The sequence below is a fragment of the Streptomyces sp. NPDC002889 genome (genome assembly GCF_042888425.1).
In the GTDB taxonomy this organism is placed as follows: domain Bacteria; phylum Actinomycetota; class Actinomycetes; order Streptomycetales; family Streptomycetaceae; genus Streptomyces.
Genome location: NZ_JBIAPT010000019.1, coordinates 39,937 through 58,034 on the forward strand (window position 1 = coordinate 39,937; position 18,098 = coordinate 58,034).

Annotated in this window: 13 protein-coding genes; 7 read left to right on the top strand and 6 right to left on the bottom strand. The window is 72.3% G+C overall.

Annotated features, from left to right (window positions below; translation table 11 throughout):
• Positions 1–479 precede the first annotated feature (479 nt).
• Positions 480–1,796, top strand: a complete 1,317-nt coding sequence (locus ACFYWI_RS26440) for a S1 family peptidase (RefSeq protein WP_389237142.1) — start codon at positions 480–482, stop codon at positions 1,794–1,796.
• Positions 1,797–1,815: 19 nt separating this feature from the next.
• Here the strand turns inward: ACFYWI_RS26440 and ACFYWI_RS26445 are convergent, their stop codons facing one another.
• Entirely contained in the window at positions 1,816–3,468 is a 1,653-nt protein-coding gene (locus ACFYWI_RS26445) for a serine/threonine-protein kinase (RefSeq protein ID WP_389237144.1), read from the bottom strand.
• A gap of 141 nt (positions 3,469–3,609) precedes the next feature.
• Here ACFYWI_RS26445 and ACFYWI_RS26450 point away from each other — a divergent pair, with 141 nt between their 5' ends.
• A complete protein-coding gene (locus ACFYWI_RS26450; RefSeq protein WP_389237146.1) occupies positions 3,610–4,098 on the top strand; it encodes a VOC family protein in 489 nt (162 codons plus the stop codon).
• Here ACFYWI_RS26450 and ACFYWI_RS26455 read toward each other — a convergent pair.
• The gene (locus tag ACFYWI_RS26455) at positions 4,064–4,627 is read right to left on the bottom strand and encodes a MarR family winged helix-turn-helix transcriptional regulator (protein ID WP_389237148.1); all 564 of its coding nucleotides are present in this window, start codon (positions 4,625–4,627) and stop codon (positions 4,064–4,066) included. The genes ACFYWI_RS26450 and ACFYWI_RS26455 overlap by 35 nt on opposite strands.
• Entirely contained in the window at positions 4,624–5,217 is a 594-nt protein-coding gene (locus ACFYWI_RS26460; protein WP_389237150.1) for a type 1 glutamine amidotransferase family protein, read from the bottom strand. Before ACFYWI_RS26460 ends, ACFYWI_RS26455 begins: the two co-directional genes overlap by 4 nt.
• 176 nt (positions 5,218–5,393) lie before the next feature.
• Between ACFYWI_RS26460 and ACFYWI_RS26465 the strand changes: the two genes are divergently transcribed.
• Complete coding sequence (locus ACFYWI_RS26465) at positions 5,394–6,761, top strand: aspartate aminotransferase family protein (protein WP_389237152.1); 1,368 nt, start codon at positions 5,394–5,396, stop codon at positions 6,759–6,761.
• Between the two features lie 144 nt (positions 6,762–6,905).
• Here the strand turns inward: ACFYWI_RS26465 and ACFYWI_RS26470 are convergent, their stop codons facing one another.
• Positions 6,906–7,838 (bottom strand): NADP-dependent oxidoreductase, encoded by a 933-nt coding sequence (locus tag ACFYWI_RS26470; protein WP_389237154.1) that lies wholly within the window; start codon positions 7,836–7,838, stop codon positions 6,906–6,908.
• A 101-nt stretch (positions 7,839–7,939) separates the two neighbouring features.
• On the opposite strand from ACFYWI_RS26470, the gene ACFYWI_RS26475 reads away from it, so the two are divergent.
• Positions 7,940–8,944 (top strand): GlxA family transcriptional regulator, encoded by a 1,005-nt coding sequence (locus tag ACFYWI_RS26475; RefSeq protein WP_389237156.1) that lies wholly within the window; start codon positions 7,940–7,942, stop codon positions 8,942–8,944.
• Here the strand turns inward: ACFYWI_RS26475 and ACFYWI_RS26480 are convergent.
• A complete protein-coding gene (locus tag ACFYWI_RS26480; protein ID WP_389237158.1) occupies positions 8,934–12,818 on the bottom strand; it encodes a hypothetical protein in 3,885 nt (1,294 codons plus the stop codon). The genes ACFYWI_RS26475 and ACFYWI_RS26480 overlap by 11 nt on opposite strands.
• Positions 12,819–12,909: 91 nt before the next feature.
• Between ACFYWI_RS26480 and ACFYWI_RS26485 the strand changes: the two genes are divergently transcribed.
• Positions 12,910–14,310 (top strand): hypothetical protein, encoded by a 1,401-nt coding sequence (locus ACFYWI_RS26485; protein WP_389237160.1) that lies wholly within the window; start codon positions 12,910–12,912, stop codon positions 14,308–14,310.
• A gap of 9 nt (positions 14,311–14,319) precedes the next feature.
• Here the strand turns inward: ACFYWI_RS26485 and ACFYWI_RS26490 are convergent, their stop codons facing one another.
• Complete coding sequence (locus ACFYWI_RS26490) at positions 14,320–14,787, bottom strand: hypothetical protein (RefSeq protein ID WP_389237162.1); 468 nt, start codon at positions 14,785–14,787, stop codon at positions 14,320–14,322.
• A gap of 105 nt (positions 14,788–14,892) precedes the next feature.
• Between ACFYWI_RS26490 and ACFYWI_RS26495 the strand changes: the two genes are divergently transcribed.
• Together ACFYWI_RS26495 and ACFYWI_RS26500 are read left to right on the top strand one after the other, a co-directional pair.
• The gene (locus ACFYWI_RS26495; RefSeq protein WP_389237164.1) at positions 14,893–15,570 is read left to right on the top strand and encodes a GntR family transcriptional regulator; all 678 of its coding nucleotides are present in this window, start codon (positions 14,893–14,895) and stop codon (positions 15,568–15,570) included.
• A 74-nt stretch (positions 15,571–15,644) separates the two neighbouring features.
• A complete protein-coding gene (locus ACFYWI_RS26500; protein ID WP_389237367.1) occupies positions 15,645–18,089 on the top strand; it encodes a dolichyl-phosphate beta-glucosyltransferase in 2,445 nt (814 codons plus the stop codon).
• Positions 18,090–18,098 lie beyond the last annotated feature (9 nt).

The following is an 18,098-nucleotide window of genomic DNA, read 5'->3' on the forward strand; positions in this document are numbered from 1 at the left end:
CCCCGCGCCACACCCGCCAACCCGCCACACCGCACCCACCAACCCGCCCACCCCGGGCGAGACACCACGCCACACCCACACCCACACCCACACCCACACCCACACCCACGGACCGGGCTCAGGCCGGGATCGGTCCGTGTCGGCCCAACCGGCAAAGCGTTACCGGGTCACGCGGGTGAGGTGAGAGTCTCCTCCTGTCAGCGAGGGCTGTGTTCCGCCGGGCCTGGCCACGGGGCGTCACATGCATCAACTCGGCTCGTACCCAAGCGAGTTATCTGCCCGCGCCTGCCCTGCCGGGGGCGGATCCGGCCGCTGTCCCGCTGCCCCCGCGTCTTCCGCCGACGGCCGCGGCCCGGTTCGTGCACCCTTTGCTCCTGCACAATGCCCGCCCGCATCCCTCCTCGGTGCCGGATGAACAGGATGGCCCTGCGGCACGTATGGATCCTTGGACACAGTGTCGGTACGACCTTGGGGCCGCGATGAGGCACGCACGACGGAACCTCCAGCGGATCGCCCGGCTGGCGGCTGTCGGCGGGCTGGTCTGGGGTGGAGTGATGGTCTCGAGCGCCATGGCGGGCGAACAGCCGGCCCCGGGCGGGACCTCGCAGACCGCCGATCCGACCGCGGATGTCGTCTCGCGGCTCGGCACGTCCCGTACCGCGGGCAGCTGGATGGGGGCCGACGGCCGCCGGGTCGTCGCGGTGACCGACACGGACGCGGCTGCGCAGGTCCAGCGGACCGGCGCGGACACCAGGGTGGTGCGGTACAGCATGAACCGGCTCCGCTCGGCCACGGAGGCCCTGCGTGAGGCGCCCCGGGTGACCGGCACCGCGTGGGCGGTGGACTACGCGTCCAACCAGGTCGTGGTGCAGGCCGACAGCAGCGTCTCCGCCGCCGACTGGTCGCGTATGTCGGGCGTCGCCGAGCGGATCGGCGGCTTCGTCCACATGGAACGGACAGCGGGTACCTTCACCACGAGGCTGAACGGGGCCGCGCCGATCTTCGCGGGCGTCAGCCGTTGTTCGGCGGGTTTCAACGTGACCGACGGCCAGAACTCGTTTGTGCTGACGGCCGGACACTGCGGCCCGGTCGGCACCACCTGGTTCGCGGACGGCCAAGGCACAGCGAAGCTCGGCACCACCGTCGCCTCCAGCTTCCCGGGCAAGGACTTCTCCCTTGTGCGCTATGAGAACGGCGAGTCCGTTCAGAACGTCGGCATTGTGGACATCGGCGAGGGGCGCGGGATCCGGATCGTCGGGGCAGCCGATCCCTTCGTCGGGCAGAAGGTGTTCCGCAGCGGCAGTACGACAGGGTTCCGCACCGGGGAGGTGACCGCGTTGAACGCGACGGTCAACTACCCCGAGGGCACGGTCACCGGACTGATCCAGACCACGGTCTGCGCCGAGGGCGGTGACAGCGGGGGCCCGATGTTCGCTCAGGGGCTGGCGCTGGGCGTGACGTCGGGGGGCAACGGGGACTGCACGACCGGGGGTGTGACGTACTTCCAGCCGGCGACGAAGGCGATGGCGGCGCTCGGGGTGCGCCTGGCGGGCGGGGCTTCGGCTGCCGCGGGGGCCGCCGCGCCGGCGCCGCCCGTACCGCCCGCCTCGCAGCAGGCCGCCGCCGGGTCGCAGACGATCGAGGGGATCGACGTCGGCCTCGGACCGCTCGGCGCTGTCGGTCCGGGACTCGGGGTGATCGTGGCGAGTCTGTTCATACTGATCATCAGCCGCTGGATCCAGTCGGCCCAGGGCCGCAGGAACTACCGCAACTACTACTCGCAGACCTGGGCCTGAACCGGCCTGCGCGTGACCTTCAGTTCGTCTTCGTGTACGTGAGGGGCTCGCCGCCCGAGCCGACGAGTTCGCGGATGATCGTGTTGCCGTCGGGCATGTCCAGGCGGCTCCACTGGCCCGGGGAGCAGCTCGTCGCATCGCCGAACGTGACCTGGGTGGGACCCAGTTCGAGGGGCGGGCCCGGGGTGCGGAGGGTGGCGGACCAGCGGCAGTCGTAGTTCGGCCCGGTGCCGGACAGGGTCATGACCTGTTCGCCCGTGGTGCCCTGCGTGATCGTCATGCTGCGGACGTTGGTGCCGTCCGCCGTCTCGAACGACGCCTGCCAGCTGCCGACGTACGCGGCCGGGACGCCGCCGCCCACGGCCTGGGAGGGGGAGGAGGTCGAGGGGGTGTCCGTCGGGGTGGTGGTGGTGGCGGGGGATTTCGACGGGGACGCGCTGTTGGTGGTGCCGGTGTTGGGATCGGCCGTGGCGGACGTGTCCTTGGACATGAAGGCGTACACCGAGGTGCCCGCGCCGACCGCGACCACCAAAGCGACGGCGATCAGGGCGATGGTGCCGGCGCGGGAGGTGTGCCGCGGTGCGGCAGCCGGATCCGGCGCAGGGGTCGTGTACGGGGGATACGGCTGTGGATAGCCGTACGCGGGCCCCCGCGCAGGGGTCGGAGGGGGTGGCAGCGGAGCAGTCGGCATCGGCGGCCGTACGGGCGTCGACGGCGCCGCGGGCGCCGTCATCGTCGGGGGCTGCACCACGGGCGCCTGCGCGAGCGTCCTCGGCTGCTCGAACTCCAGCAACTGCACCGCATGGCGGCCCAGTTGCGCGATCAGCGCCCCCGGCAGCCACGGCTCGCCGTCCGCATCGGCCGTCGTACGCTCCAGGATCTGTGGCAGCGTCGGCCGGGCGTCGGGCTCCTTGTGCAGGCAGTCGCGGACCAGGTCCAGCAACCCCGCGGGCACGCCCTCCAGTTCCGGTTCCTCCTGCGCGATACGGAACATCTGCGCATGGACCCCGCTGTCCGCCGTACCGAACGGCATCCGCCCGGTCGCGGTGTACGCGAGGACGGACCCGAGGCAGAAGATGTCGCAGGCGGGAGTCACCCGGTCACCGCGGACCTGCTCGGGTGCCATGAAGCCGGGCGAGCCGACGAGTGCGCCGGTGCGGGTCAGGCCCCCGTCGGTGACCGTTTCAAGGGCGCGGGCTATGCCGAAGTCGATGACGCGCGGGCCGTCGATCGTGACCAGGATGTTCGACGGCTTCAGGTCGCGGTGGATGAGACCGGCCGCGTGGATGCCGGTGAGCGCGTGCGCGAGGCCGGAGGCCAGGATGCGCACCGAGCGCTCGGGCAACGGGCCGTGCTCGCCGGAGACGACGCTGTGCAGCGCGGGCCCCGCGATGTAGCCGGTCGCCACCCATGGGACCGGGGCCTCGGTGTCCGCGTCGAGCACGGGCGCGGTCCACCGGCCGCCGACGCGCAGGGCGGAACGCACCTCCAGGCGGAAGCGGTCACGGAACTCGTCCTGCTCGGCCAGCTCCTGCCGTACGAGTTTCACCGCGACCGTCCGGCCGCGGTCGGAGCGGGCGAGATACACCTGGCCCATGCCGCCCGCGCCGAGCCGGGCCAGGAGCCGGTAGTCCCCGATGTGCTGTGGATCCCCTGGTGCCAGCTGCTCCATCGTCGCGCGGCCCTCCCCCGTACCTGATGCTCGACGGACCGAGGATAGTGCGCCGAGCGCAGGCTCTATAGGTCAGGATCCGACCTGTTGGGCGCCTACGGTCGGTCTCACGATCGCGACCCCGTGGGTGAGGAGACTTTCATGACGGTCAAGCCGGTTCCCGAGGGCTACACCAGTGTCACCCCGTGGATCATCGGTCAGGACACGGCGGGCGTCATCGACTATCTGAAGGCCGCCTTCGGGGCGGTCGAGCTGGACCGGATGACCGACGGCAACGGCCGGATCGGGCATGCGGAGGTACGGATCGGGGACGCGGTCGTCATGCTCTTCGACGCGCCGAGCGCCGACTGGCCGCCGACGCCCGCGTTCCTGCGGCTGTACGTCGAGGACGCGGACGCCACGTTCCGGCGGGCGGTGGAGGCCGGGGGAGAGTCGGTGACGGATCTGACGCACCTGTTCTTCGGCGACCGGGTGGGGCGGGTGCGTGACCCTTTCGGAAACCTGTACTGGATCCAGACGCACATCGAGGACGTGAGCGAGGAGGAGATGGAGCGCCGCTTGGGCGACCCGGTCTTCACCGAGGCCATGGACTACGTCACGGGTGCGGACTTCTTCCCCCGTCCCCGCTGACCCGGCCGTCCTCGCTGATCCGGCCGGCCTCGGGGGCCGCGGCCCCCGAGGCCGGCGCCGTGCCGACCCCGTGCGCCTCGATCGCGTCCATCGCCCGCGAGAGCTGCTCCAGCACCTGCACGGTCCGGGTGAACTCCTGTGGCCCCAGCGCCTCCAGCAGGTGATGCGCCAGCCGTGCGTGCCCCGGGTCGATCTTCCGGATCGCCTCGCGGCCCTGCTCCGTGGCGTGCAGCAGTTTGGCGCGGCGGTGGGCAGGGTTGGGGCGGTACTCCGCCAGCCCCTGCTCGGCCAGCACGTCCGCGATCCGCTGCACGCTCTGGCGGGTGATGCCCATCGTGCGGGCGATCCCGGCGACGGACTGCGGCTCGCGCAGTACGGCTCCCAGCACCTGCCAGCGGGCCGCGGTCAGTCCGGCCTCGCGGGCCAGGCCGTCCGAGACGGTGATGAACTGGCCGTTCAGCCGGAAGACTCCGAGGGCCGTGCGGGTCAGCAGCTCCTGGGGGTCGTGCGGCGGTTTCGTGACGCTCATGACGAGAGGATCTCGTACGCCGACGCGTCCGAGTCGTGGAACAGCCGGTACCAGGCGTCCAGCTTCTCGCCCTCGTACACGCCGAGCCTGGCGAAGACCTCGCGGGCGAAGGCGACGGGCTCGGTCGGGCCCGCGGTGATCAGGTCGCCGTCGGTGACGGCGTCCGCGTCGCGGTAGTGCTCGCCGCCCTTGTAGCCGGTGGCGTCGAGGTAGAAGGAGACGGCGCTGGTGTGGGCGCGGTCGTCGAGCAGGCCCTCGCGGGCGAGTCCGGCGGTCGCGCCGCAGATGCCTGCGACCGGGACGCCCGCGTCGAGGAACGTGCGCGCCTTCGCGGCGAACGGTGCCAGGTCGTCGCTCGTGTCCCACAGGTGCGCGCCGGTGAGGATCAGCAGTGAGCTGTCGGCCGGGTCGAGGTCGGCGAGGGCCAGATCGGGCTGGACACGGACGCCACCCATGGTGGTGACGGGCTCGGTGGTCGGACCCACGGTCCTCACGGTGAAGCCGTTCTGCGTGAGGTGGGCGGTGACGTAGCCCGTCTCCCAGTCGGCGTAGGTGTCGTACACGGCGAGGTGAACGGTCGTACGGGTCATGGTGCCCTCCTGGGCTCGTGCATGGTTCCGATGACAGAAGGCTGTCATGTCGACAGCATGCTGTCAATGTGTCGGGGATGCCGGCCGCCGCGCCCGACACAACGCCGATGAAAGTGGCCGAGGCCATACAAGGTGGCCATGTCTGTCCCCACCTGCGCGTCCTTACGCTGGCCCGCATGACCCCTCAGCCCCGCACCCCCGCCGACCCGCAGGCCGGCGCCGCCGTCAAGGCCGCCGACCGCGCGCACGTGTTCCACTCCTGGTCCGCCCAGGGCCTGATCGACCCGCTCGCCGTCGCCGGTGCCGAGGGGGCGTACTTCTGGGACTACGACGGGAACCGCTACCTCGACTTCACCAGCGGCCTCGTCTACACGAACATCGGCTACCAGCACCCGAAGGTCGTCGCCGCGATCCAGGAGCAGGCCGCAAAGCTCACCACCTTCGCCCCCGCGTTCGCCGTCGAGGCGCGCTCCGAGGCCGCACGCCTCATCGCCGAGCGCACCCCCGGCGACCTGGACAAGATCTTCTTCACCAACGGTGGTGCCGAGGCGGTCGAGAACGCCGTCCGGATGGCCCGGCTCCACACGGGCCGCCCCAAGGTGCTCTCCGCCTACCGCTCGTACCACGGCGGTACCGCGACCGCGATCAACATCACGGGCGACCCGCGACGCTGGGCCAACGACAACGGCACCGCCGGTGTCGTGCGCTTCTGGGCGCCGTTCCTCTACCGCTCGCGGTTCTACTCCGAGACCGAGGAGCAGGAATGCGCCCGCGCGCTCCAGCACCTCGAGGACACCGTCACCTTCGAGGGGCCGCAGACCATCGCGGCGATCATCCTGGAGACCATCCCGGGCACGGCCGGCATCATGACGCCGCCGCCCGGCTATCTCGCGGGCGTCCGCGAGATCTGCGACCGGTACGGCATCGTCTTCGTGCTCGACGAGGTCATGGCGGGCTTCGGCCGTACGGGCAAGTGGTTCGCCGCCGAGCACTTCGGCGTCACCCCCGACCTGCTGACCTTCGCGAAGGGCGTCAACTCCGGTTACGTACCGCTCGGCGGTGTCGCGATCTCCGCCGAGATCGCCGCGACCTTCGACAAGCGCCCCTACCCGGGCGGACTCACCTACTCCGGCCACCCGCTGGCCTGCGCCGCGGCCGTCGCCACCATCCAGGTCATGGAGGACGAGAACGTCGTCGAGAACGCGGCGCGCATCGGCGAGAGGGTCCTCGGGCCGGGGCTGCGCGAACTCGCCGAGCGTCATCCGTCGGTCGGCGAGGTGCGCGGTACGGGCGTGTTCTGGGCGCTGGACCTCGTCCGCGACCGCGAGACGCGCGAGCCGCTGGTGCCGTACAACGCGGCCGGTGAGGCGAACGCGCCGATGGCGGCGTTCGCCGCGGCGTGCAAGAAGAACGGGCTGTGGCCCTTCGTCAACATGAACCGCACGCACGCGGTCCCCGCGTGCAACGTCACCGAGGCGGAGGCGAAGGAGGGCCTGGCCGCGCTGGACGCGGCGCTCGCGGTCGCCGACGAGCACGTGGCCTGACCCCGGGGCTCCTCCCCCCTACGCCCTGGCGGGCCTAGGGGGACTCCCGCCGGACCCCCGCGCCTCAGTCCCCCGGACTTCGTCCGGGGGACCCTTTCACGAGGCCGAGAATCAGCCCGTCCGGCGTTTGAGAACAACGAACAGCTACGCCACCGACAGCACGATCTTGCCCTGCGTACGGCCCTGTTCGCCGATCTCGTGAGCGCGGCCCGCTTCCTTCAGAGGCAGGACCTCCGAAACCTCGACCCGCAGCCGGCCCGTCTCCACAAGTGCCGCGATCTCCTTCAGGCTGCCGTTGTCCGGCTCGACCATGGTGAACCCCGCCCGCAGGTCCCGCCGTTCGGCCTCGTCGGCCAGATACGCCTCCTCCGGCGAAGCGATCGAGACCAGGACGCCCCCGGGCCGCAGCGTCGCGAGCGAGCGCGGCCCGTACTCGCCGCCGACGGTGTCCAGCACCACGTCCATGTCCTGCGCGGCCGCCGCGAAGTCGGTCTCCCGGTAGTCGATGACCTCGTCCGCCCCCAGGCCGCGGACGAAGTCGTGCTTGGGCGCGCTCGCGGTGCCGATGACGTACGCGCCGCGGGCCTTGGCGATCTGGACGGCAAGATGTCCGACGCCGCCCGCCGCCGCGTGCACGAGCACCCGCTGCCCGGGGCGTATCCCGGCCGTGTCCACCAGCGACTGCCAGGCGGTCAGTGCGGCGATCGGCAGAGCGGCCGCCTCCACATGCGAGATCCCGGCGGGCTTACGGGCCAGATGGCGGGCGGGAGAGGTGATGAACTCCGCGTACGTCCCGGCCGGGAGGGGCAGCCGGGGCATCCCGAACACCTCGTCGCCCGGCCGGTACATGGTCACCCCGAGTCCGACCGCCTCGACGACACCGGACACGTCCCAGCCGAGCGGTACGGGCCGGCCGCCCAGCAGGCCGCCGGTCGAACGGTGCCACCAGTCCGTCGGGTTGACGCCTGCCGCATGGACTCTCACCAGCACCTCGGAGGGGCCGGGCTCGGGCCGTTCGACCTCGACGATCTTCAGGACCTCGGGTCCGCCGAGGGTGTCCTGGCCGATGGCACGCATGTGTCCGCTCCTTCGTAAGGGGGGTGTTCCGTGCTCAACCCTGCGGCAGCGGAGATCGGCTTTCGAGTGGCCAGATGGCCATAGTGTGCAAGAATCTGGCCATGGATCCGGTCAGGCATCGTGTCGTCGTACTCGCCCTCGATGGCGTCTATCCGTTCGAAATGAGCATCCCGGTACGGATCTTCGGCACCGCCGTCGGACCCGACGGCGAGGCGCTGTACGAGGTGATCACCTGCGGCCTGGTCGGCGGGACGGTCCGTACCGCCGCCGACTTCACCGTCGCCGTGGAACACGCGGTCGATGTCTTCGCGAGCGCCGACACCCTGGTGATCCCGCCCTTCGCGTGCGGCCCCGAGGAGGAGCGCGACTGGCTCCCCGCGCCGCTCGCCGACGCCTTCCGCCTGCTGCGCCCCGGCGCCCGCATCGTCTCCTTCTGCACCGCGTCCTACGTTCTCGCCACCGCCGGTCTGCTCGACGGCCGCCGGGCCGCCACGCACTGGAACGATGCGGACGCCTTCCAGCGGGCGTTCCCCCGTATCGAGGTGGACCCCGGCGTGCTGTTCGTCGACGACGGTGACGTCCTCACGGCGGCGGGCGTCGCCGCCGGAGTCGATCTGTGCCTCCACCTGGTCCGCCGCGACCACGGCAGCGAGGTCGCCAACCGGGTGGCACGGCTGTGCGTGGTCCCGCCGTGGAGGGAGGGCGGCCAGGCCCAGTTCATCGAACGCCCGGTCCCGCCCCCGTCGGCGGCCACGACCTCCGCGACCCGCGCCTGGGCCCTGGGGCGGCTCGGACGCCCTCTCACCCTGGGGGAGTTGGCCGCACACGCCCGGATGAGCGTGCGCACCTTCTCGCGCCGCTTCCGCGACGAGGTCGGCATGACCCCGGTCCAGTGGCTGACCCAGCAGCGCGTCGAACACGCGCGCCGCCTGCTGGAGGCCACGGACCTCCCCGTCGACCGGGTCGCGGCGGATGCGGGCTTCGGCACGTCGGCCTCGCTGCGCGCGCACATGGCGGCGGCGCTCGGGGTGTCCCCGATGACGTACCGGCAGACGTTCCGGGCGGGGACGGACCGCGCGGGCGCGGGCGAGACGGTCAGCAGGTAGCGCGGTACGGGACGGTGGGCAGGTATCTCCCCCAGGCTGCCCGGGACAGCCCGCCGCCGGCTCGGCGGCACACGGCCTCGGCGGTGGATCGCGGGTCCAGGTCGTACGCGTGGACGCCGACATGCGGCGTCGTGACGCGCAGCCGGGTGTCGTGCTCGGCGAACGCCACGGCCAGGACCGGGCCGTCCACGGAGGCGAGCGGTGCGGAGGGGCCGGTGGGCGACCCCGTCCTCCACAGGCGCAGCGAACCGTCCGGCCCGCCGACCGCGACCGTGTTGCCGTCCGACGAGAAGGCGATTGCGGGCGCCGGCCGGCGGGGATCACGGCCGCTGCTCGAGCCGGGCACCAGCACGGCGAGGCGCCGCTGCCCCGTACCGTTCCAGAGAGTGACCCGGCCGTCCATGTCGCCCATCGCGAGGAACCGCCCGTCCGCACTGAACACGGCCGCCACGGCCAGGCCCTCACCGGTCATGACACGCCTGGCCCGGCCGGAGGCCACGTCGATCAACTGCCGGTCGGTGGTGAGGACATGCCCCTCGGGGGACATGGCGAGCGCCTCGCCGTCGCGGGCCCTGCGCACCGCGGTCCGACTGCGCCCGTCGAGAGTCCAGCGGTCGGTCTCCGTGACCGACTGCGTGAGGACCACGGACCGGTCGTCCGCGGTGAACGCGACACCGTTGACGCCCTTCCCGACGGTCACCGCGCGTCCCGGGGCGGTGAGCCGCCGCACGGTCGCCGTGGCGGACTCCCGGTCGCGGCCCGTGAGATGGGCGAGGGCCGTGCCGTCGCTGCTGAACGACAGCAGCGGCGGACAGTCGTCGCACACCGACTCGGGCAGCGTGCTCCTGAGCTCACCACTGCCGCCGTCCCGGACCTGGACGCGCCGCGCTGTCACTGTGGCGAGCGTGGCCCCGTCCGAGGTGAACCGGGCGGCGGTGTAAGGGCGTTGCTGCCACCTCCGGGGCACGGCCCCGTCCAGCGAGAGCGTCTGCACTGCCGCCGCCGGGTCGGAACCCTCCTGGTAGCGGAGCACGCCGGCCGCCAGGTCCAGCCGCAGGTCGGACAGGCCCACGCCGGTCACGGGGTGGCGCAAGACCGGGGCGGACGGGTCGGCGGTCCGCCACAGCTGTACGGCGTCCTCCGACGCGGTCGCCATGTACGTGCCGTCGTCGCTGAACGCCACGTCCCACGCGGACGGCACAGGGACGCCCGGCCGCTCCCGGCCCGTGCGCACGTCCCGGATGCGGATGCCGGACTCGGCCGGATGAAAGATGCCCCGGCCATCCGGAGTGAAATCCCAGGTGGAATCGATGCACAGGTCCTCGTCCGTGCTACCCGGCCAGTCGACGGGGAGCCTGCGCCGCGTGCTGATGTCCCACACCTGGAGGGGTCCGGTTTGGGGACAGTACGCGAACAGCCGGTCGTCGGGCCCGACTTCGGCGTGCCGCGCGCCGTGCTGCGGCACAGGGATGTCCAGCAGCAGCCGTGCCTGTGCCGTGTCCCACACCTGGACGGCGGCGAACCCGTCGTCGGCCTCGGTGCGCCGCCGGGCGATGAACGTGCGACCGCCCGGGCCGAACGTGCCCTCGATCGCGTCGCTTCCGGCGAAGGGGCGGCCTGTCAGCCGCCCCTTCGCCAGGTCCCACAGCCGCAGCCCGTCCCCGGTGCCGACGGCGGCCGTACGTCCGTCGGGACTGATGTCCTGTACCGCCGTGGCCATCCGTCCCAGCCCCGGATACGGTGGCAGGCGGCGGCGCGTGGCCAGATCCCAGCGCTCCACCCGGTCCGGTCCGGTCTTCGTGAGCGTTCTGCCGGTGCGGTCGAGACGCCGCCAGGTGTCGTTCCTGTCCTCTGCCAGGTTCTCGTACGCGACCATCGGCGGCGCGGCGAAGCTGTCCAGCTCCCGCTGTGCGGCGGCCCCGAACAGGGCGGCCCGCGTCTCGGGCAGTTCGGCGACGCGCCAGGCGGCGAGGGCGAGCCGCATCGCGGTCCGCGGATCGGAAGAACGCAGGGTGTCCGCGACGCCCGCGATCCGCCGTGCCTCGGCCTCGGCCGCCCGCCGGTCGCTCACCCGGCCCTGCTGCCAGGCGCTCAGTCCGGCAACGGCGGCGAGGCAGAGCAGCACGGAGAGGGCGATGGTCAGCATTCGCAGCCGCCGGGTCGTGCGGGCCGCGGCGCGCTGTGTGCGCGCCTGCGCGGCGAGGGAGGCATGCAGGAAGTCCCGTTCCGAGGATGTCAGTTCATCCTCGGGGCCACGCCCGGCTCCATGTTTGGCGCCGCTCGCCGTATCCTCGTTCGGCGCGGTCCGGTTGCCGGCAGCTAGGCAGGCTCGGTGTGCCGCCGTGGTGATCACGCGGCGGATCGCGCCCGCACGGGCAGGGGCTCGACCCGAACCGGCCTCCACCGCGGACCTGCGGCGCACCCCGCCCGCGCAGCCCGGGGCGTGTCCCGTGTCCGTAGCGTCCTCCGCCCCGAAAGCCTCGCGCGCCGCGGCCAGTTGCACACCCCGCAGCAGCGCTCCCGCGTCGCGGTTCAGGTCCTCCCAGACGCGGGCCGTCTCGGTGAGCCTGCGATGCAGCCGCAGCCGGTCGCGATCCTCCTCGACCCAGGTGCGCAGCCGGGGCCAAGCCGTGATCAGTGCCTCGTGGGCGAGGTTCACGGCTGCGTCGTCGGCGATCAGCAGGCGGGCCCCTACCAGCCGTTCCAGCACGCGCCCGGCGCGCGCCGAGGCGACCAGCTCGGAGTGCTCGACGGGGCGGCGGGTGTCCGGCGTGCCGTCGCCGGGGGAGATCAGCCGGAGCAGCAGCGCCCTGGCCGCCCGCGCCTCCGGATTGCTCAGTTCGGCGTAGACCGCCTCCGCGGTGTGCGCGATCGCACCCTGCACACCGCCGATCGCCTCGTACGCCGACTCCGTCAGCGTCCGGCCGCGCCGTCTGCGCCACACCTCCAGCAGAGCGTGCGACATCAGCGGCAGCCCGCCCGGCTCGTCCGCGACATCGGCGACGACACGGGCGGTGAGGGAACGCTCCACGATCAGCCGCTGCGCCGTCGCCGGTCCGACGACGGCTGCCCGCAACTGTGGCGGTGTCATGGGGCCGACCAGCAGCGTCGCGTCCTTCAGCGCCGCTGCCAGGCCGGGGTGTTCGGCGCAGCGGCCGTAGAAGTCCGCGCGTATCGCGATGACCACACGTGCCCCCGAGTCCAGCAACAGGCCGATGAAGTCTGAGCGTTCGGCGGCATCATGACAGAGGGTGAAGACCTCCTCGAACTGGTCGAGCACGACCAGCGCGCCTTCGGTCAGCAGATCCTTGTGCGCACGAGCCGGCCACTGACCGGGTGTGAGGATGCGGATCACCGACGGGCGCGGCCCGGCCTGCTCGGCAGGCACGCTCCGCAGCGCGGGCACGAGTCCTGCGCGCAGCAGTGACGACTTCCCGCTGCCGGACGCGCCGACGACCGCGGCGAACGGGCGGCGGGCGGTCAGCTCGAGGAGGTCGGCCACGAGTTCGTCGCGCCCGAAGAAGTGGGCGTGGTCCTCAGGGCCGTAACGGGCGAGGCCCGGATAGGGCGCGGTCGCCGGGTCGTCGTCGGGCCCGGTGGGCTGCTCGGCCAGCTCGGCCGAGGCAGCCCGCCAGCGTTCCTCCCAGCCGTCCGGGCCCGCACCGCAGGCGGTCACATAGGCGAGGGCCACGGGCAGGGACGGCAGGCGCTCACCAGCGGCGGCGCCGGACAGGGTGGGCGCGGAGTAGTCGCAGTGCCGGGCCATTTCCCGGTAGGTGGGGCTGCCTGACGCGCAGCGAAGCTCGCGCAGGTCGTGCGCGAAGCGCTGCACCGGCCCGGCTGCCGGGTCCAACGGCTTTTCGCGGCGTCCCATTTGGTGTCTCCGTTTCCCTGTCCGGAGCGTAATTGATTGGTGCGGGGCCAGGGACCTGCCCATCAACGGAGCGGCCGCTGGACTCGCTTTCATGATCGAAGCGATGGTGGAGCCGCCTCCTGCCCGCCGCGACGTACGCCCGCTGCCGCGCTGCGTACCAGCCGTCGGACCCGCTGCACTGGCACTGGGCCTCGGGCTGTGGGGGATACGGCGCGGGGGCACGCTGTGGGGCGACGAGGCGGTCACGTACGAAGTCGCGCACCGCACCGTGCCCGAGATATGGCGCACGCTCGGTTCCGTCGATGCCGTGCACGGCTTGTACTACCTGCTGATGCACGTGGTGTTCGCTGTGTGGGACGGCGGCTTGGTGGCGCTGCGTCTGCCGTCCGTCCTGGCGATGTGCGCGACGGTGGTCGGCGTCACGCTGATCGGCCGCCGGCTGTCGGGGCCGCGCGCGGGCCTGCTGGCAGGTCTGCTGCTGCCCTTGCTGCCGACGGTGCAGCGGTACGCGCAGGAGGGTCGCTCCTATGCATTGGTGTGTGCGCTGGTCACCTGGGGGACGTGGCTGCTGCTGGAGCGCCGGTGGGTCGCGTACGGGACGGTGATGCTGACGGCATGCCTGCTGCACGAGTTCGCGGTGCTGGCGCTGTTCGCCCACGGTGCGACCGCCGCGCGGTGTGGGTGGCGTAGGGGCTGGGCCCTGTCGGCCGGTGTCGTGGCCGCGGGGCTCGCGCCACTCGCCCTCTTCAGCATCACGCAGTCGGCGCAGGTGGAGTGGATCGGGAGGCCGGGCGCCGCACAGCTCGCGGCGTTCGGTGCGCTGGCGCTGGTGGGGTGGGGCTGCGCACGTACGCAGGCCGGTGCGGCCGTGAAAAATGTCGCGCTGCCGTTACTGATCGGACCCATGGCGTTGCTGATGGCGGTCTCGTTCGTGCACCCGCTGTTCGTGGACCGTTATGTGCTGCCGTACGTCATCGGCCTCGCCCTTCTGCTGGGCGCGGTGCTCGACCGGTACTGGTCCCGGGCGCTCGCACTGTCCGCGGCCGCAGCCGCGCTGCTCACCCTGCTCGTGCACGGTCCGTATCTGCGCTCGCCGGACAGCCGCAAGAACGACGTGGGGGCGGTCGCCGACGCCCTAAGGGAGACGGCCGGGCCCGGTGACGATCTACTGTTCACGCCTGCGCGGCGCCGAGTGTGGACGCTGGTCGAGCCGGCCGCCTCCGGGGGCCTGAAGGACCTGTCCCTCGACCGCTCGCCGCGCGCCTCGGACACGCTGTTCGGTACGGAGGTGCCGCCCGCGCGGATCCGGGCCAGGATGCTGGCGAGCCGCCGGATCGTCGTGGTGCGCGACCTGGCCGGGCAGCCGCTGGACGCGGTGCCGGGCGAGGAGACGAAGCGCGCGGTGCTGCAGGCGCACTTCGAGGAGTGCGCCGGGAGCCAGGAAGTGGGCCAGGCCCGTATCACGGTGTTCGCGCGCCCCGGCGCCTGCTGACCGGGCCGCTCACGTCCCGGTTCCGCTCACGCCTCCCGGCTCCACCTCCAGGAACCGCCGCTTCCGCGGTCCCCGGTACAGCAGCGCCTCCCAGCCCAGGCCGGCCAGTGCCGCCGCGCACGCGGTCAGTTCCGCCTCTTCGGCCGGAGCCGCCCCGCTGCCCGCCGGGCCCAGCCAGTCCACGCACACCGTCCGGGGACGCTCGCCCTCCCGTACCCGGTAGCCCATGGCCGTACGCCGGTCCTCCGCGTCCCGTGCGGAGGGCGGGAAGCCCGACGCCTCCAGGGCCAGGGCGACCGCTCGGGCCATCCGGTTCAGCTCCCAGGCCGCGGGGACGGCCGCCGGGTCCGGCGTGCCCGTGTTCGTCAGACGGCGGATCTGCAGCAGTCCCTCGAACGCCGTCCGTACCTCCGCGGCGCGGCCGGTGGAGGCGACCGCGGACCCGTCGCCGTTGGCCGGCTCGAACGTGTCCGTCATCCCTGCCCGCCTCCCGTTGTCGCCCCGCCCGCACCGTACGTCCCGCACCTGCCGCGGCACCCCTGGCCTATCGTGTCCGGGACCCAGGAAAAGGAGAAGGCCACGATGCCCGGCAACGGCGGCAGTACCGCTGTCACCCGCAGCACGCTGCGACAGCAGATCGCAGAGGCGCTGCGGGACGAGGTGCTGGCGGGGCGTCTGCAGCCTGGGCACGAGTTCACCGTCAAGCAGATCGCCGAACAGTACGGGGTCTCGGCGACCCCGGTCCGTGAGGCTCTCGTCGATCTCTGCGCCCAGGGGCTTCTCGACTCCGACCAGCACCGCGGCTTCAAGGTGCACCAGTTCTCGGTGGACGACTACCGCCGCATGGTCGAGGCCCGCGCGCTGGTCGTGGACGGTGCCTTCCGGGGGGCCTTCGACCGGGGCAGCGTGATGAACCCGCAGGCCCTGGTGTCCGTACGCCGCCGGGGCGAGGAGGCCGCCAGGGCGGCCCGCAGCGGTGATCTGGACGTCCTGATCGGCTACGACCTCCGCTTCTGGCGCGAACTCGGTCAGATAGTGGCAAATCCATACATCATCGAGTTTCTGCACAAACTGCAGGTTCAGGCCTGGGTGTTCGCCGTGCCGTATCTGCGTGCCGACCCGCGACTGAGGGACGGGCTGTGGGCCGGGCACGAGGACGTGGTGAACGCGGTGGCGCGCGGTGACGCGAAATCCGTCCGCGCGGAGATCCGCGCGTACAACGACCATGCGCTCGCGTGGGCGGATCGACTGGAGCAGTGAGTGCGGGGATGAGTATCGACGGGGGCACGGGCGCGGGCACGGGCACGGGCGTGAGCGCGGCCATCGGCGCGGGCATGGGCGGGGGCGTGGATCTGAGCGTCGTCGTACCGGCGTACAACGAGGAGGGGCGGCTGCGTCCGACCCTCGACGCGATCTGCGCCTATCTGCGCGCGGAGCCGGAACGCTTCGGGAGCTGGGAGCTGATCGTCGTCGACGACGGTTCGACCGACTCCACCGCGAAGGTCGCCCAGGAGGCGGCCGCCGACGAACCGCGTATCCAGCTGATCAGCGATGCGGCCAACCGCGGCAAGGGCCACGCGCTGCGCCGGGGCGTGCTCGCCTCCTACGGCCGGCGGGTGCTGTTCACCGACGCCGATCTCGCGACGCCCATCGAGGAGCTCGCGCGCCTCGACGAGAGGCTCTCGGCGACCGGCAGCGACGCGGCGATCGGCTCGCGCGCCCACCCCGAATCGCGGATCGAGGTGCACCAGCGCCGTACCCGGGAATGGCTCGGCCGCATGGGCAACCGGCTCATACGCGCGGTCGCGGTGTCCGGCCTCCACGACACCCAGTGCGGCTTCAAGCTCTTCGACGGCGACAAGGCGCGCGCCGCTTTCGCCGACTCACGGCTGGACGGCTGGGGCATCGACGTCGAGATACTGCGGTTCTTCCGGCGCGAGGGCTGGCCGGTGACCGAGGTCCCGGTGCGCTGGTCCCATGTGACCGGCTCCAAGGTCCGGCCCGCTGACTACGGCAAGGTACTGCTGGAACTGCTGCGGCTGCGGGCACGGGCCGTGCGCCGCGTGGACCTGGCCGTCACCGCGCTCTTCCTGCTCGCGTCCGTCGTTCTCTACAAGGGCCTGTGGGCGGATCTCGACCACGCCTATCTGCGCGACGCGGGCCAGGACCAGAACCAGTGGGAGTGGTTCTTCGCGGTCACCGCCGACAATGTCGCGCATCTCCGCAACCCGCTGTTCACCACCCTCCAGGGCAATCCCGACGGCGTGAACCTGATGGCGAACACGGTCATGCTCGGCCTGTCCGTACCGCTCGCACCCCTCACGCTGCTCCTCGGCCCCACCGTCACCTGGGCGCTCGTCCTCACCCTCGGGCTGACCGCGACAGCCACCTCCTGGTACTGGCTGATCGCCCGGCGGCTGGTCGCGAGCCGGTGGGCGGCCGCGCTGGGCGGGGCGGTCGCCGCCTTCGCGCCGCCGATGATCTCGCACGGCAACGCGCACCCCAACTTCCTCGTCCTGTTCATGATCCCGCTGATCGTGGACCGCGTGATGCGGCTGTGCGAGGGCGGCAACGTGGTGCGCGACGGGGTGCTGCTCGGCCTGTTCGCGACGTACCAGATCTTCCTCGGCGAGGAGCCGCTGCTGCTCGCCGCCGTGGGACTGCTGCTGTTCGTGCTCTCGTACGCACTCGCGCGGCGCGATGCTGCCCGGGCGGCCTGGCGGCCGCTGCTGCGCGGGACCGGTATCGCGCTGCTGGTGTGCCTTCCGCTGGTGGCGTTCCCGCTGGGCTGGCAGTTCTTCGGCCCGCAGAGCTACAAGAGCGTGCTGCACGGCGACAACGCCGGCAACAGCCCGCTCGCCTTCCTGCAGTTCTCCGGGCGTTCGCTGATGGGCTCGGACGCCGGAGCCGACCCGCTCGCGATGAACCGCACCGAGCAGAACGCCTTCTACGGCTGGCCGCTGATCGCGCTCGCGACGGCGATCGTGATACGGCTGTGGCGACTCGCGCTGGTCAAGGCACTGGCGTTCACGGCCCTCGCGGCGGCGCTGCTGTCGCTCGGCCCGAAGGTCCGTATCCCGTACACGGACATCGTGTTGACCGGACCGTGGCGTGGACTTGCCCACCAGCCGCTGTTCGAATCGGTCATCGAGTCACGGGTGGCGATGATCTGCGCGCCGGTCCTCGGCATCCTGCTGGCGCTGACGGCCGACCGGCTCGCGGCGCCGCGGGCGCGGCCGATGCGGGTCGCCGGGTTCGCGGCCCTGGCGGTGGCCCTGGTGCCGGTGGTGCCGACGCCCTACCCGGTACGGGAGCGGGCCGAGGTGCCGGCGTTCATCGCGCACGGCGCCTACCGCCGGTACCTCGCCGAGGGCGAGTCGCTGGTCACCGTGCCGCTGCCGAACCCCGGCAGCGCGGAGGCCCTGCACTGGCAGTCGGCCACCGGGCTCGGCTTCCGGGTCGCGGGCGGCTACTTCAACGGGCCCTGGGGCCCGGACCGTATCGGCATCTACGGTGCGACCCCACGCCACACCTCGAACCTGCTCAACGACGTCCGCAGCACCGGCCGCGTGCCGGTGATCGGCCCCAACTGGCAGGCGCAGGCACGGCAGGACCTCGCGGCGTGGCACGGGGGCGTGGTGGTGCTGGCGCCGCAGTACAACGAGCAGCCGCTGTACGACGCCGTGACGAAACTGCTCGGGCGGCCGGGCGAGCGGGTGGCCGGGGTCTGGGTATGGGATGTGGGAGCGGAGCGGGCACCCGGCCGGCCACAGGGCTGACCGGCACCC